Annotated in this window: 14 protein-coding genes and 1 pseudogene; 9 read left to right on the top strand and 6 right to left on the bottom strand. The window is 54.0% G+C overall.

Annotation, left to right across the window (positions count from 1 at the left end):
* Positions 1 to 84 precede the first annotated feature (84 nt).
* From pat to trxC, 3 genes are all read right to left on the bottom strand, one after another.
* A complete protein-coding gene (gene pat, locus HVX64_RS17225; protein ID WP_044253168.1) occupies positions 85 to 2,745 on the bottom strand; it encodes a protein lysine acetyltransferase in 2,661 nt (886 codons plus the stop codon).
* Between the two features lie 35 nt (positions 2,746 to 2,780).
* Positions 2,781 to 3,479, bottom strand: coding sequence for a tRNA-uridine aminocarboxypropyltransferase (gene tapT / locus HVX64_RS17220; protein ID WP_042999706.1), 699 nt, complete (start codon positions 3,477 to 3,479; stop codon positions 2,781 to 2,783).
* Between the two features lie 68 nt (positions 3,480 to 3,547).
* Positions 3,548 to 3,967, bottom strand: coding sequence for a thioredoxin TrxC (gene trxC / locus HVX64_RS17215; RefSeq protein WP_042999707.1), 420 nt, complete (start codon positions 3,965 to 3,967; stop codon positions 3,548 to 3,550).
* A gap of 206 nt (positions 3,968 to 4,173) precedes the next feature.
* Between trxC and HVX64_RS17210 the strand changes: the two genes are divergently transcribed.
* Positions 4,174 to 5,211, top strand: coding sequence for a tRNA/rRNA methyltransferase (locus tag HVX64_RS17210; protein ID WP_044253165.1), 1,038 nt, complete (start codon positions 4,174 to 4,176; stop codon positions 5,209 to 5,211).
* A gap of 32 nt (positions 5,212 to 5,243) precedes the next feature.
* On the opposite strand, the gene ung is transcribed toward HVX64_RS17210, so the two are convergent.
* A complete protein-coding gene (gene ung / locus HVX64_RS17205) occupies positions 5,244 to 5,933 on the bottom strand; it encodes a uracil-DNA glycosylase (protein WP_042999709.1) in 690 nt (229 codons plus the stop codon).
* Positions 5,934 to 6,250: 317 nt separating this feature from the next.
* Between ung and grcA the strand changes: the two genes are divergently transcribed.
* A complete protein-coding gene (gene grcA, locus HVX64_RS17200; RefSeq protein WP_044253162.1) occupies positions 6,251 to 6,634 on the top strand; it encodes an autonomous glycyl radical cofactor GrcA in 384 nt (127 codons plus the stop codon).
* Between the two features lie 44 nt (positions 6,635 to 6,678).
* Here grcA and srmB read toward each other — a convergent pair whose 3' ends face one another.
* Positions 6,679 to 8,013: an ATP-dependent RNA helicase SrmB gene (srmB, locus tag HVX64_RS17195; RefSeq protein ID WP_042999711.1), complete on the bottom strand. Its 1,335-nt coding sequence runs from the start codon at positions 8,011 to 8,013 to the stop codon at positions 6,679 to 6,681.
* Positions 8,014 to 8,144: 131 nt separating this feature from the next.
* On the opposite strand from srmB, the gene trmN reads away from it, so the two are divergent.
* Positions 8,145 to 8,882 carry a tRNA(1)(Val) (adenine(37)-N(6))-methyltransferase TrmN gene (gene trmN / locus HVX64_RS17190; protein ID WP_044253159.1) on the top strand — a complete coding sequence of 246 codons (738 nt, stop codon included), beginning with the start codon at positions 8,145 to 8,147 and terminating at the stop codon, positions 8,880 to 8,882.
* On the opposite strand, the gene nadB is transcribed toward trmN, so the two are convergent.
* The gene (gene nadB / locus HVX64_RS17185) at positions 8,867 to 10,489 is read right to left on the bottom strand and encodes an L-aspartate oxidase (RefSeq protein WP_044253156.1); all 1,623 of its coding nucleotides are present in this window, start codon (positions 10,487 to 10,489) and stop codon (positions 8,867 to 8,869) included. The two genes, trmN and nadB, sit on opposite strands and share 16 nt — an antisense overlap.
* 261 nt (positions 10,490 to 10,750) lie before the next feature.
* On the opposite strand from nadB, the pseudogene rseD reads away from it, so the two are divergent.
* The 6 genes and pseudogenes from rseD to lepA all read left to right on the top strand — a co-directional run bounded on the left by rseD (position 10,751) and on the right by lepA (position 15,683).
* A pseudogene (rseD, locus tag HVX64_RS17180) lies at positions 10,751 to 10,916 on the top strand (rpoE leader peptide RseD).
* The gene (gene rpoE / locus HVX64_RS17175) at positions 10,913 to 11,488 is read left to right on the top strand and encodes an RNA polymerase sigma factor RpoE (RefSeq protein WP_000003307.1); all 576 of its coding nucleotides are present in this window, start codon (positions 10,913 to 10,915) and stop codon (positions 11,486 to 11,488) included. The pseudogene rseD and the gene rpoE overlap by 4 nt, the downstream one beginning before the upstream one ends.
* Positions 11,489 to 11,518: 30 nt before the next feature.
* Positions 11,519 to 12,169 carry an anti-sigma-E factor RseA gene (rseA, locus tag HVX64_RS17170; protein ID WP_042999714.1) on the top strand — a complete coding sequence of 217 codons (651 nt, stop codon included), beginning with the start codon at positions 11,519 to 11,521 and terminating at the stop codon, positions 12,167 to 12,169.
* Complete coding sequence (gene rseB, locus HVX64_RS17165) at positions 12,169 to 13,125, top strand: sigma-E factor regulatory protein RseB (protein ID WP_042999715.1); 957 nt, start codon at positions 12,169 to 12,171, stop codon at positions 13,123 to 13,125. Before rseA ends, rseB begins: the two co-directional genes overlap by 1 nt.
* The gene (gene rseC / locus HVX64_RS17160) at positions 13,122 to 13,601 is read left to right on the top strand and encodes a SoxR-reducing system protein RseC (RefSeq protein WP_044253150.1); all 480 of its coding nucleotides are present in this window, start codon (positions 13,122 to 13,124) and stop codon (positions 13,599 to 13,601) included. Before rseB ends, rseC begins: the two co-directional genes overlap by 4 nt.
* Before the next feature lie 282 nt (positions 13,602 to 13,883).
* Positions 13,884 to 15,683 carry a translation elongation factor 4 gene (gene lepA, locus HVX64_RS17155; RefSeq protein WP_042999780.1) on the top strand — a complete coding sequence of 600 codons (1,800 nt, stop codon included), beginning with the start codon at positions 13,884 to 13,886 and terminating at the stop codon, positions 15,681 to 15,683.
* Positions 15,684 to 15,685 lie beyond the last annotated feature (2 nt).

The raw sequence follows: 15,685 nt of genomic DNA, 5'->3' as shown, positions 1-15,685 counted from the left end.
GGGTCCTCTGTGCTATGCAGACGACATAAGCGGGCAATGATAACACCGTCCCCGTTAAAGTGGTCAACATTTCCAGTACCTTACTCACGATTCCTCGGGCGGAGCCAGATCCAGCGACAGCCCGACGATTCCCTCTTCGAGCTGGATATCCACGCTAAACCCAAGCTTACGCGCCAGCGCGACCATGCCACGATTATTTGGCATCGTAATACCATTCAGCCTTCTCAGTCCGTGATCTCGTGTATAGGTAATCAATTTTTCCAGCAATCGACGACCCAATCCTAACCCTTTGAGATCGGAACGAACCAGTACGGCAAATTCCGCATCAATATTATCCGGATCGGAGATCGCTCGCGTCACACCCAGGATCTCTTCCGTTCGTTCTACGCGCCTCACTGCAACAAACGCCATTTCCCGATCGTAGTCGATTTGCGTCATGTTGGCTAAATCTTCATGAGTAAATTCATTGATCTCGCTGAAATAGCGGTAATAAAGATCTTCTTTGGTGACCTGGGAAATAAACTGCTGAAGCTGGGGTTCATCTTCTGGCAGGATAGGTCGGAACAGACATTGCTCGCCATTTTTCATCTCCACCCACTCTTCCAGTTGATGCGGATAGGGGCGAATGGCAAGACGACTTTCGTTATCGCCCTCGAATGGGGCGATATCCAGCGTGACATCCAGGGCGGTAAACTCACCGGCGGAGGCCAGCAGCGGGTGAATATCCAGACGCTGGATCTCCGGGCAGTCGACAATCAGGTTTGAGACCTGAACCAGCAACTGACTTAACCCCGCGACATCCAACGGGCGCAGCGCACTGCGGCCACGGATCTTTTTATTCTTGATCGCCTGAATCACTAAATAACGCGCCAGGTTCATGTTTAGCGGCGGTAATGCCACCACGGCCTGCTCTTCAGGCCGCCACTCAACGCCGCCTTCACCCAACATGATCAATGGGCCAAATACGGGATCGTGCTCAACCACCACGCGCAGTTCCTGCGCTCCCGCACGGTTCGCCATACTTTGCACCAGCAGACCGTGGATCCGCGCCTGTGGCCAGGTCATTTTCACACGATCAATAATTGCATTGGCTGCCTGTTGAACTTCGTTTGCCGTACGCAGGTAGAGCATTACGCCCTGAACTTCAGATTTGTGCGGGATGTCCGGTGAACGCAGCTTCAGCGCGACCGGGTAGCCAATCTGTTCTGCAATATGGACGGCCTCGATGCTGTCGCCGGCAATCCAGGTCGGGAGCGTATGTAAGCCATAAGCCTGCAGGATCGGCTGAACCTCATGGGTATCGAGTGAGGTTGCTCCATCGGCAATCGCCTGCTGAAGCAGATCATGCGCCTGGGCCGTATTGGAGGTCAGATTGCTGGGCAGAGCTGGCGTTTCACGCAGCTGTTTCTGGTTGCGCCGGTATTCGACCATATGCATAAATGCAGTGATCGTCCCTTCCGGAGTACGATAGGTAGGGAGTCCGGCTTCACTGAACAGTCTACGGGCTTCCTGAGAGGAAAACTCGCCACACCAGTTGGTCAATAGCGAGACAAATTTTCCACGCGGGTGGTGCTTAACGGTTCCAATCAGCGTTTGTGCACACTCAGTGGCGGGGGCGGCGGCACTGGGGGAGTGAATCACCATCAGAGCGTCAAAGTCCTGGCTGGCGAGCAGAATGTCCAGCGTTCGGGTGTAATGCTCAATGCTGGCATCATCACGCAGGTCCAGCGGGTTGGCGATCTCGACATGGGCAGGCAGAGCATCGCGTAGTTTCTGGCTGGTCTCTTCACTCAGCATGGCGAGCTTGCCGTTGCGGGACCAAAGTTGATCAAGCGCAAGCGCCGCAGGCGCGGCACCGTTACTGATGATCATCAGCCTGTCACCGCGCAGAGGACGCATATGGCTGAGCGTTTCCACTGCGGAAAAGAGCTCATGGGTATCTTTCACGCGCAGCAGACCGGCGCGTTGAATGGCGGCATCCCAGGCCGGATCCATTCCGGCGCTGGTATGCAATAACCGCTGCGCTGCCGGGCTGCGACCGCTCTTAATCACCAGAATGGGTTTGTTGCGCGCGGCGCTACGGGCAGCGGATACAAAGTGCCGGGCATCGCTGAGATGTTCGAGATAAAGCAAAATAGCGCTGGTTTTGCTGTCACGCGCCAGATAATCCAGCAGCTCATCGACATCAATATCCAGGCTGTCGCCGAGGGCGATAAAATAGGAAAACCCCATTTCCCGCTGCTGTGCCCAGTCGAGAATGGTATTGGAAACCGCAGCGGACTGAGAAATAAAGGCCAGTTTGCCGCGCTTAATCGGGACCGGCGAGAAGCTGGCATTCAACCCCTGCCAGGGGGCCAGCAGGCCAAGACTGTTAGGGCCGAGCAGACGCATGTTGTAGCGTTGCGCACAGGTTAGCAGTTCCGCATGTTGCGCGCCTGGAGCCGAGAGAATAATGCAGGTTTTACAGCCTTTTTCCCCAAGCGCTTCCAGCAAGGCCAGATTACGGCTGGCATTGGTACACAGCACGGCAAGGTCGGGGGTGAAGGGCAGACTGGCAATATCGGGCCAGGCCAGGACGCCCAGAACGGCTTTCCAGGCAGGGGTTACCGGCAAAACGGGACCGTTAAATCCTCCTGCCAGCAGATTGCGCATCATCAGATATCCCGCCCGATTGGGCTTCATCGATGCCCCGATCACCGCGATCGATTTTGGTCGCAGAAGTGCTTCCAGTCCTCGCTGACTCATACCGGTTTCCCTTACACAGAAGTGACCGAATGATTCTAAACGCTTTCTGCTGATTCTGCTGTGATGCTTCCCTGATGTTGGGTTTTTCCCGCGAGGTAGCGCGTTTTAAAACGGGTAAAGTGCTCGCCGAGGCTGCTTGCTGCATCGGTATCACCGGCCAGATCCAACAGCGCAATGGCGACTTCAGCGGTACAATACTGCCCTTCGGCATGGACTTCACGCAGGTGATAGGCCGACAACCGCGACAGATCCACCGAGATCACGGGGAGAGAGTCGAGATACGGGCTTTTACGGAACATCTTACGCGCTTCCGGCCAGGTGCCGTCGAGCATAATAAACAGCGGAGGCTTACCTGTCGGTGGAGTGGAAATCACCACACGTTCAGCATCGGCATAGGAGGCGGGGAACACTACCATCGGCTGATACGTCGGGTTTTTCACCAGATCCAGCAAGGCCTGCGGTGGTTCTGTCCGCGACCACTGAAACGCGGCAGTATCCGGTAAAATATCGGCGATCAGACGCCCGGTATTGCTCGGTTTCATCGGTTCAGTATCAAACATCACCAGACAAAAACGGCTCGTTGCCTGAGAAGGCGACAGCGTCGCGCACAGGCAAAGTTTCAGCGGAAGCAAGCAGCGCTGGCAGCGACGAATACGATTGCCTCGGGCGAGAAAAGGGCGAGTGGCGCGCGCCAGACGTTCAGCGCGAAGCGTGAGAACAGCGTTTTCAGTCATAGAGAATGCGTTGAAAAACGCTATTGTCGCAGAGGTGAAAACGGGGCACAAGATGCGCCCCGCAGAGTTTACAGTGACTCGTTCAGCCAACTATCAAATGGCGCTTTGGGAACCGCGCCGTTCAGCATGTCGACAACCTGACCGTTTTTGAAGATCATAATGGTGGGAATACTACGGATACCAAAGCGTGCACTGAGCTCTCGTTCCGCTTCCGTGTTGATCTTCACGAAGCGAACTTTGCCGCTGCGTTCTTCGGCGACATCTTCAAAGATCGGGGCGAAGTTACGGCATGGGCCGCACCACGGTGCCCAGAAATCGATTACGACGGGCAGATCGTCTTTGAGCAGTTTATCCAGTGTTTCACCGGTCGCATTGATCACCTCCCCGTCGAACAGGTCGTGACCACAGCGTCCGCATTTTGCCGCATCCTCAACCCGATCGTCGGGAATGCGGTTGATGGCCTGGCAGCTGGTACAAACGGTATTCATAACTAACCTCTGGATGCGTCGGGGTATTGAACGGCAGAGACGCCGGTATGTTTCTAATATGTTACATATTATCGATGAGACTGTTTTAAACGACAATCTGTTTTATTCAATGAGTACAATAGTCATAAGCTTTTAAATGAAATAATGGCTAACCTGGCGCACATCGGGTAATCTGCGCGCTTCGCGCAGCGCTGGTGGAGAAAAGCATGAACGATGAATTGAAAAACAAAAGCGGCAAGGTCAAAGTGATGTATGTCCGCAGTGATGATGATTCTGATAAACGTACCCATAACCCGCGTACCGGGAAAGGTGGCGGACGTCCAGGAAAATCTCGTGCCGACGGTGGCCGTCGCCCCGCCCGCGATGAAAGAACCCCTCCGAGCCGCGATCGCAAGCGTGAAGACTCACCGTGGCGGACCGTGTCCCGCGCGCCGGGTGATGAATCGCCTGAAAAAGCCGATCACGGTGGTATCAGCGGTAAAAGCTTTATCGATCCTGAAGTCTTACGTCGTCAACGTGCAGAAGAGACCCGCGTTTACGGTGAAAATGCCTGTCAGGCCCTGTTCCAGAGTCGCCCGGACGCGATTGTCCGCGCCTGGTTCATTCAGAGCGTCACGCCGCGCTTCAAAGAAGCATTACGCTGGATGGCGGCAAACCGCAAAGCGTACCATGTGGTTGATGAAGCGGAACTGGCGAAAGCTTCAGGTACCGAACATCACGGCGGTGTCTGCTTCCTGATTAAAAAACGTAACGGCACGACGGTGAAACAGTGGGTAAGCCAGGCGGGCGCGCAGGACTGTGTGTTAGCGCTGGAAGCTATTTCTAACCCGCACAACCTCGGTGGCATGATGCGTAGCTGCGCGCACTTCGGTGTGAAAGGCGTAGTGGTGCAGGATGCGGCGCTGCTGGAGTCCGGTGCGGCGATTCGTACTGCAGAAGGTGGTGCCGAACACGTTCAGCCGATTACCGGCGACAGCATCGTTGATGTGTTGGATGATTTCCGTCAGGCGGGTTACACCGTGGTGACAACGTCCAGCGAACGCGGTAAGCCGCTGTTTAAAACTGAACTGCCAGAGAAAATCGTCCTGGTGTTAGGTCAGGACGTTGATGGTTTGCCGGATGCGGCGCGCGATGCCAGCGATCTGTGCGTTAAAATCGACGGTACGGGGAATGTTGAAAGCCTGAACGTCTCGGTGGCAACCGGTGTGCTGCTTGCCGAATGGTGGCGTCAGAACAAAGCCTGATGGAAAAATGCCAGCGATTCGCTGGCATTTTTTTATTCGCTCTCCGCCGGTAAAACGGGCATCCAGTCAATCGGCTTCTCGCCGCGTTGTTCCAACCACTGATTCGCCAACACAAAATGGTTACAGCCAAAAAATCCACGATGCGCCGAGAGCGGTGAAGGATGAGGCGCTTTCAGGACATGATGACGTTTTTGATCAATGATCGCGCCTTTCTTCTGCGCATGAGAGCCCCAGAGCAGAAAAACCACCCCTTCACGATGTTGATTAATCAGGCCGATCACTTTATCGGTGAACGTTTCCCATCCCAGACTGGCATGAGAGTGCGCCTGACCCGCCCGCACGGTTAATACCGTATTAAGCAGCAGAACGCCCTGATGCGCCCAGCTTTCCAGATAACCGTGGGCAGGACGAGTGAAACCGGGGATCGACCCCTCCAGTTCCTTATACATATTCAGCAGCGAAGGAGGAGTAGCAATACCGGGGCGGACAGAAAACGCCAGACCATGCGCCTGTCCGGGACCGTGGTAGGGATCCTGTCCAAGGATCACGACCTTGACATCACCCAGCTCGGTGAAACGAAACGCATTGAACACATCTTTTTGCGGCGGATAAACCGTGATCCCGGACTGACGCTCTCCGGCGACGGTATGCAGCGTATTGATAAAGTAGGGCTGCTGTTTCTCTTCAGCCAGCACATCGTGCCAGGTTAATTCAGTGGCCATCTCGCTCTCCTGCGAATTCTCGATCGTCATAGCTTAACTGCTTCTTTCGACGGCGCAAAATTCTCTCCGCGATGATGTGCGCTATGCACTTAATAAAGTTGAAAATTTATGTAAAAAGTTTATGTCTTCACATGGCGTAAGTTGATGTAAAACAATAAAATCACTTCATCCCCCTATTCGACATGTGGATTTTATTGATTTAAATCAATGAATCGAGGGTGTTAGGGGGGTATATATACACTCAAGCAACAATGGTTTTACCAATTGGCCGCGAGCCGGCCAACCCTAATCAAATACTTTGCCGGGGAGGCATCACAATGATTACAGGTATCCAGATTACTAAAGCCGCTAATGACGATCTGCTGAATTCCTTCTGGCTGCTGGACAGCGAAAAAGGCGAAGCGCGTTGCATCGCAGCGAAAGCCGGTTTTGCCGAAGATGAAGTGGTAGCGGTCAGCAAACTGGGTGAAATTGAGTACCGCGAAATTCCGATGGAAGTGAAACCGGAAGTTCGTGTGGAAGGTGGCCAGCACCTGAACGTTAACGTTTTGCGTCGTGAAACGCTGGAAGATGCGGTTAAGCATCCGGAAAAATACCCGCAGCTGACTATCCGTGTTTCGGGTTATGCCGTGCGCTTTAACTCACTGACGCCGGAACAACAGCGCGACGTTATCGCTCGTACCTTTACTGAAAGCCTGTAAGGCTTAACGTTTAAATAAAAACGCCGGGAAATCCCGGCGTTTTTTTATTCTTCGTTTGACTCCTGCGGCGTCGTTGCCGTACTCGGCTTGCGACGTTTACCAATGTTCCTGGTATCGCGATGGCGTTTCTTCACGCGCGGTTTATCTTTGTCTTTCTCTTTTTTCTTCTCTTCACGTTTCGCGAGTGCTTTTTTCGACGGTTTGCCCGTCATCTTTTCGCTCGGAGCGCGTGAGGTTGGGCGCAACTCATCAATCACCCTGGATTTCAGCGGTTCTTCAATGTAGCGACCAATTTTCAGCAGCAGCAGGTGATCGTGCGCTTCGACCAGCGAGATTGCGGTGCCCTTGCGACCGGCGCGGCCAGTACGGCCAATGCGGTGCAGATAGGTGTCTCCGCTACGCGGCATGTCGAAGTTAATCACGTGGCTGACGTCAGGAATATCGATCCCGCGTGCGGCAACATCGGTGGCGACCAGCACGTTAACGCGACCGTCAGTAAGACGCTTAATGCCTTCGTTACGCTTGATCTGCGCCATCTCACCTTCGAGATAGCAGTTGTTGATCCCCGCCAGACGCAGCTTTTCAGCCAGTTCGTGCACGCGCTCGCGCTTGCGGACAAACACAATGGTACGGGTGGCGTCGTCTTGCTTCAGCAGGTGCTTCAGCAGTTCGAATTTATGTTCGACGTTATCCGCGCGGTAATACCACTGGTGGATCTTCTTACGTTCGCGGGTGGATGGCGTAGCGGAGACTTCGACTGGCTCTTCCAGCAGACGTTCGGCAAAATCTTTAATCGCATCGCCTTCCAGCGTGGCGGAGAACAGCATCGTCTGTTTGCGCCAGCGCGTTTCCCCGGCGATGTGCTCGATGTCCTGGGCAAAGCCCATATCCAGCATTCGGTCGGCTTCGTCGAGGATCAGCGTTTCGACGGCGCGGCAGTCAAAATTCTCTTCTTTAATATACTGCAGCAGACGTCCGGTGGTGGCGACCACGATATCCTGGTTTTCACTGAACACTTCGGCGTGGTTCATGTAGGCTACGCCGCCGGTAATTGTCGCGATATCCAGATGGGTGTTTTTGGCCAGTTCACGGGCATGATCGGCGACCTGCATCGCCAGTTCGCGAGTCGGAGTCAGGATCAAAATACGTGGCGGACCGGATTTTTTACGCGGGAAGTCGAGCAGGTGCTGCAACGCTGGCAGCAAATACGCCGCCGTTTTACCGGTGCCTGTCGGCGCAGAACCGAGTACGTCACGGCCTTCGAGTGCAGGCGGAATGGCGGCAGCCTGAATGGCGGTCGGGCGAGTGAAACCTTTTTCCTGGAGGGCATCCAGCAGGCTTTCATCGAGTTCAAGTTCGGAAAAAGTCGTTACAGTCATGTTCTACCTCTGTGTGGGGCGCTGATTATAGACGTTACGGCTGCAATCTTCATCTGTTTGTATGGATATCGCTTCTCAGGTATTGTTTTCACCAGGTGCTGTTGCCGTTTTTCCTGCAAGGTTTTTAATTCATGCCTCAGTCTACATCCGTCCTTCGTCGTAATGGATTTACTTTTAAACAGTTTTTTGTCGCGCACGATCGTTGTGCGATGAAAGTCGGAACAGATGGGATTCTGTTAGGGGCATGGGCACCGGTGGCGGGCGTAAAGCGGATCCTCGATATCGGTACCGGCAGCGGACTGTTGGCGCTGATGCTGGCGCAGCGTACTGATGAAAGCGTCACCGTTGATGCCGTTGAACTGGATAGCGACGCCGCCGCGCAGGCGCAAGAAAACGTTACCCAGTCGCCGTGGGCGGATCGGGTAACGGTGCAGGCGGAAGATGTCCAACATTGGGCGGCACGGCAGACCGTTAAATATGACCTTATCATCAGTAACCCGCCGTATTACGAGCAGGGCGTCGAGTGTGCTACACCGCAGCGGGAACAGGCGCGTTATACCACGATGCTGGATCATTCTGCGCTGTTAGCGACGGCGACGGGGCTGATCACGGAAGAGGGATTCTTGTGTGTTGTGTTGCCGGAAAATATCGGCAATACCTTCACGCAGCAGGCGTTAAATATGGGCTGGCATTTACGGCTACGCACCGACGTTGCTGAAACGGAGGCGCGGTTGCCGCATCGGGTGCTGCTGGCATTCTCCCCTAAGAAGGGGGAATGCTTTAGCGACAGGCTGGTGATTCGCGGGCCGGATCAGCGTTACTCCGAAGGTTATACGGCGCTGACCCAGGCATTTTATCTGTTCATGTGAGCCGTTAACGGCGAGAGCACAGACGGGCCAGATTCCTCCAGCAGTGCCGGATAATCGAGCGTGTAGTGCAGACCGCGGCTCTCTTTGCGCATCATCGCACAGCGCACAATCAGCTCGGCGACCTGAACCAGGTTGCGTAACTCCAGCAAATTATTCGAGACGCGGAAATGGGCGTAATATTCGTCGATCTCCTGTTGTAACATAGTGATACGACGCAGGGCCCGCTCCAGACGTTTGGTGGTGCGCACAATCCCCACGTAGTCCCACATAAACAGCCGCAGCTCATGCCAGTTATGCTGAATCACCACCAGTTCGTCAGGGTTGTCCACGCGACTTTCATCCCAGGCGGGCAGGGCGCTTACGCCACGGGCGTAAGGCATTCGTCTGTCGATATCTTCCGCTGCGGACCAGCCGTACACCAGACACTCCAGCAGCGAGTTTGAGGCCATCCGGTTCGCGCCGTGCAGGCCGGTGTAGCTCACTTCCCCGATCGCATACAGGCCGTCCACATCGGTACGACCAAAGTCGTCAACCATCACGCCGCCGCAGGTGTAGTGTGCTGCTGGCACGATGGGCACTGGTTCTTTGGTCAGGTCGATACCCAGCCCCAGCAGCTTTTCGTAAATCATCGGGAAATGCTGACGCACAAAGGCTTCTGGCTTATGGCTGATATCAAGGAACATACAGTCCGCACCGAGACGCTTCATTTCATGGTCGATAGCGCGGGCGACGATATCGCGCGGCGCCAGTTCCCCTCGCGCGTCAAAGTCTGGCATAAACCGCGTGCCGTCCGGGCGTTTGAGATGAGCACCTTCTCCGCGCAGCGCTTCGGTAAGCAGGAAATTACGTGCCTGGGGATGATACAGCGCGGTAGGGTGGAACTGATTAAATTCGAGATTCGCAACCCGGCATCCGGCACGCCAGGCCATCGCAATACCGTCGCCGGAGGAAATGTCCGGATTCGTTGTATATTGATACACCTTTGATGCGCCGCCGGTCGCCAGCACGACAGACTTCGCGTGACAGGTTTCCACCGCCTCTTTATTCCGGTTCCAGACCCATGCCCCCACGACGCGTCGTGTGCCGGGCAGGCCAATTTTGTCGGAGATGATTAAATCGACGGCATTACTGCGTTCCAGTACCCGGATGTTCGGATGGCTTTGCGCCTTGCTGACCAGCGTGGTTTCCACCTCTTTACCGGTGGCATCAGCGGCATGCAAAATGCGACGATGGCTATGACCACCTTCACGCGTCAGATGGTAACTCTCTTCACCGTTAGGCTGCACCTGGGTATCAAATAGCACCCCCTGATCAATCAACCACTGTACGCAGGGGCGGGCGTTGCTGGCGACAAACTCCACCGCATGGCGATCGCAAATACCGGCGCCGGCAATGAGCGTATCTTCGACATGTGAATCAATGCTGTCGGTTTCATCGAAAACGGCGGCAATCCCGCCCTGCGCATAGAAAGTGGAGCCTTCGCTGACGGGACCTTTACTCAGCACGATAACCTGGTGCTTTTCAGCCAGGCGCAGCGCCAGCGAGAGTCCGGCAGCGCCGCTACCAATAATTAACACGTCACAAGAAAGTTCAGGCGTAGTTTTCATGATATTTTGTTTAATGTACTAAACAGTGTTTGGCCAGCATAGCACCAGAATCTGCGATTCAGCACGTTTTATTTTCAGTGTTGTTGTAATGACTAAACAAAACGGTGCGATGTAAAAGGATGTCAGGTGGGGAAACCATTTTGCGCGGCGGGCCGTAAGCATCAGATTAGAGGATGAAATAAAGTGGCCGTTGGGTTACTCTGCAACCGGTTTATGGGCATTTTTAAAGATAGTGCGTTGTTCAGACTCGGTAGACTTATAATGAGAGATAATGACCGTCTACAACATGACAAACAAAAAACAGATGCGTAACGGAACTTTACAAAAACGAGACACTCTAACCTGTTGCTTGCTCATAGTGCAGCTAATGGAGTGGCGTTTCGCGAACGCGTGGAAATTTGGTTTGGGGAGACTTTACCTCGGATGAGCGAGCAGTTAACGGACCAGGTCCTGGTTGAACGGGTCCAGAAGGGAGATCAGAAAGCCTTCAATTTACTGGTAGTACGCTACCAGCATAAAGTGGCGAGTCTGGTTTCCCGTTATGTCCCGTCGGGCGATGTTCCCGATGTGGTGCAAGAATCATTTATTAAAGCCTACCGTGCGCTGGACTCGTTCCGGGGAGATAGTGCTTTTTATACCTGGCTGTATCGCATTGCGGTGAATACAGCGAAGAATTACCTGGTGGCTCAGGGGCGTCGTCCGCCATCAAGCGATGTTGATGCGATTGAAGCAGAAAACTTCGAAAGTGGCGGTGCGCTGAAAGAAATTTCGAACCCTGAGAACTTAATGTTGTCAGAAGAACTGAGACAGATAGTTTTCCGAACTATTGAGTCCCTCCCGGAAGATTTACGTATGGCAATAACCTTGCGGGAGCTGGATGGCCTGAGCTATGAAGAGATAGCCGCTATCATGGATTGTCCGGTGGGTACGGTGCGTTCACGTATCTTCCGAGCGCGGGAAGCTATTGATAATAAAGTTCAACCGCTTATCAGGCGTTGACGATAGCGGATACTGGAAAAGGTATTAGGCATGCAGAAAGAAAAACTTTCCGCTTTAATGGATGGCGAGACGCTGGATAGTGAGTTGCTTAACGAACTGGCTCACGATTCGGATATGCAAAAAACCTGGGAAAGCTATCACCTGATCCGTGATTCAATGCGGGGTGATACACCTGAGGTGCTTCATTTCGATATTTCCGCTCGCGTAATGGCCGCTATTGAAGATGAGCCGGTACGCAATACGGTGCCATTCATTCCAGAGGCCCAGCCTGCGCCGCAGCAATGGCAGAAAATGCCATTCTGGAAAAAAATGCGTCCGTGGGCCGCGCAACTTACCCAAATGGGCGTTGCCGCGTGCGTATCGCTTGCAGTTATCGTTGGTGTCCAGCACTATAATGGACAATCTGAAACGTCCCAGCAGCCTGAAACGCCGGTCTTTAATACTTTGCCGATGATGGGTAAAGCCAGCCCGGTAAGCTTGGGAGTACCTTCTGATGCGACCGCGAATGGTGGGCAACAGCAGCAGGTACAGGAGCAGCGTCGTCGGATCAACGCCATGTTGCAGGATTACGAACTGCAACGCCGACTGCACTCCGAACAGCTTCAGTTTGAGCAGGCACAGACACAGCAAGCAGCTGTTCAGGTGCCAGGAATTCAAACTTTAGGAACGCAATCGCAGTAATGAAGCAACTTTGGTTTGCCATGTCACTTGTGACGGGTAGCCTGTTCTTCTCTGTCAACGCCTCGGCCAATACTGCGTCCGGGGCGTTGTTGCAGCAGATGAATGTGGCGAGCCAGTCACTCAATTACGAGCTGTCATTCGTCAGCATCACGAAACAAGGCGTTGAGTCTCTGCGTTATCGCCATGCTCGCCTGGAAAATCGTCCGCTTGCGCAGCTGCTGCAAATGGATGGTCCGCGTCGTGAAGTGGTCCAGCGCGGAAATGAAATTAGCTACTTCGAGCCTGGACTCGAACCGTTCACTCTGAACGGTGACTACATCGTCGACTCCCTGCCGTCGCTTATCTATACCGATTTCAAACGTCTTGCTCCCTACTATGATTTTATTGCTGTGGGTCGTACCCGAATTGCCGATCGCCTGTGCGAAGTGATTCGCGTGGTCGCGCGTGATGGTACGCGTTACAGCTATATTGTCTGGATGGATACGGAAACGAAGCTGCCGATGCGGGTCGATCTCCTCGATCGCGATGGCGAAACGTTAGAGCAATTCCGGGTGATTGCCTTCACCGTGAATCAGGATGCCGGTAGCGGCATGCAGACGCTGGCGAAAGCCAGTTTGCCGCCGCTGCTCTCTGTTCCGGCGGGTGAAAAAGCCAAATTCAGCTGGAATCCGACCTGGCTTCCGAAAGGGTTTAGCGAAGTGTCCAGCGGGCGCAGACCGTTGCCAACGATGGACAACATGCCGATTGAATCGCGTCTCTACTCCGACGGTCTGTTTAGCTTCTCTATTAACGTCAATCGGGCAACTCAGGCCAGCACCGACCAGATGCTGCGCACCGGGCGCAGAACGGTCAGCACCAGCGTACGCGACAACGCGGAAATTACCATCGTGGGTGAATTGCCGCCGCAGACAGCGAAGCGCATTGCCGACACCATTAAGTTCGGAGCCGCGCAATGATCAAAGAGTGGGCTACCGTGGTGTCATGGCAAAACGGTGAGGCATTGGTGAGCTGTGATGTGAAAGCGTCCTGCAGCAGCTGCGCTTCACGTTCAGGATGTGGCACCCGCGTGCTGAATAAACTCGGGCCGCAGACCACGCATACCATTGTGGTGGCGAGCGATGTGCCGTTAGAACCTGGGCAGAAAGTGGAGCTGGGGATTGCCGAAGGCAGTCTGTTAGGTTCCGCCATGCTGGTTTATCTGTCGCCGCTGGTGGGGTTATTCCTCATCGCCTCCCTGTTTCAGGTGCTGTTTGGCTCAGATCTCGCGGCGTTAAGCGGCGCGATACTGGGCGGCGTCGGCGGATTCCTGATTGCCCGTGGCTATTCCCGCAAGCTGGCTGAACGCGAAGCCTGGCAACCCGTTATTCTTAATGTTGCTCTCCCATCCAGTACGATTCGCGTTGAAACGCCCTCCACCGAAACGGCACCATGATATTCTTGCCGGATGGCGGTTTCGCCTTATCCGACTTACAAACGGTCAGCAAGTCCAGTAGACCCGATAAGCTTGCGCCATCGGGCATCATGCTTCTCTTACGATGTTTTACATCAGAAAAGCGATGCCGTTTCCAGTTCCCGCTATCCTGACTTTATGAACATTTCCTCGCCTCAGCGTTGTAGTGTAGAATGCGGCGTTTCAGTTAAACAGACGTTAAGCTCAGAACAGCGACTTCTCAAAGCCTGTCCAACCAGGCGTAAGGCACAATAATTACACTATATGAAGAACATACGTAACTTTTCGATCATTGCTCACATCGACCACGGTAAATCGACGCTGTCTGACCGTATTATTCAGATCTGCGGTGGCCTGTCTGACCGTGAAATGGAAGCGCAGGTTCTCGACTCGATGGATCTTGAGCGTGAGCGCGGTATTACTATCAAAGCGCAGAGCGTAACGCTCGATTTCAAATCCGCTGATGGTGAAACATACCAGCTTAACTTCATCGACACCCCAGGCCACGTTGACTTCTCGTATGAAGTTTCTCGTTCGCTTGCCGCTTGTGAAGGCGCACTGCTGGTGGTGGATGCCGGGCAGGGCGTCGAAGCGCAAACCCTGGCAAACTGCTACACCGCGATGGAAATGGATCTCGAAGTGGTGCCGGTCCTCAATAAAATTGACCTGCCAGCCGCCGATCCCGAGCGTGTCGCCGAAGAGATTGAAGACATCGTTGGTATTGATGCGACTGATGCCGTGCGCTGCTCGGCGAAAACTGGCGTGGGCGTGACCGACGTTCTGGAACGTCTGGTGCGTGATATTCCGCCGCCGCAGGGCGATCCGGATGGACCGTTACAGGCGCTGATCATCGACTCCTGGTTCGATAACTATCTCGGCGTTGTCTCGCTGGTGCGTATTAAAAACGGTACCCTGCGTAAAGGCGACAAAATCAAAGTGATGAGTACCGGTCAGACCTATAACGCTGACCGTCTGGGGATCTTCACGCCTAAACAGGTTGATCGTACCGAGCTGAAGTGCGGCGAGGTAGGTTGGCTGGTGTGTGCGATTAAAGACATCCTCGGCGCACCGGTTGGCGATACCCTGACTCAGGCACGTAACCCGGCAGAAAAAGCGCTGCCAGGCTTCAAAAAGGTAAAACCGCAGGTTTATGCGGGCCTGTTCCCGGTCAGCTCTGATGATTACGAGAACTTCCGCGACGCGCTGGGCAAGCTTAGCCTCAACGACGCCTCTCTGTTCTATGAGCCGGAAAGTTCTACTGCGCTGGGCTTCGGCTTCCGCTGTGGCTTCCTTGGTCTGTTACACATGGAGATCATTCAGGAGCGTCTGGAACGTGAATACGATCTCGACCTGATCACCACCGCGCCGACGGTTGTGTATGAAGTCGAAACCACCGCGAAAGAGACGATTTACGTCGACAGCCCGTCCAAGCTGCCACCGCTGAATAACATCTATGAGTTGCGCGAGCCGATCGCGGAATGTCACATGCTGTTGCCTCAGGCATACCTCGGTAACGTGATTACCCTGTGTATTGAGAAGCGTGGCGTGCAGACCAACATGGTTTACCACGGTAACCAGGTGGCGCTGACTTATGAAATCCCGATGGCTGAAGTGGTACTCGACTTCTTTGACCGCCTGAAGTCCACCTCACGCGGTTATGCGTCTCTGGATTACAACTTTAAACGCTTCCAGGCCTCCGACATGGTGCGTGTTGATGTCTTGATCAACAACGAACGTGTCGATGCGCTGGCGCTGATCACTCACCGTGATAACTCGCAGAGCCGTGGTCGCGAGCTGGTGGAGAAGATGAAAGACCTGATCCCACGTCAACAGTTCGATATTGCGATCCAGGCGGCGATCGGGACGCATATCATTGCGCGTTCTACTGTGAAACAGTTGCGTAAAAACGTTCTGGCAAAATGCTATGGCGGCGATATCAGCCGTAAGAAAAAGCTGTTGCAGAAGCAGAAAGAAGGTAAGAAGCGGATGAAGCAGATCGGTAACGTTGAGCTGCCTCAGGAAGCGTTCCTCGCCATTCTGCATGTCGGCAAAGACAGCAAATAATC

The sequence above is a fragment of the Citrobacter sp. RHB20-C16 genome (genome assembly GCF_013890155.1).
GTDB lineage: Bacteria > Pseudomonadota > Gammaproteobacteria > Enterobacterales > Enterobacteriaceae > Citrobacter_A > Citrobacter_A amalonaticus.
Note: the sequence above shows the minus strand (reverse complement) of the source record. Positions and strands in the feature narration are given on the sequence as shown.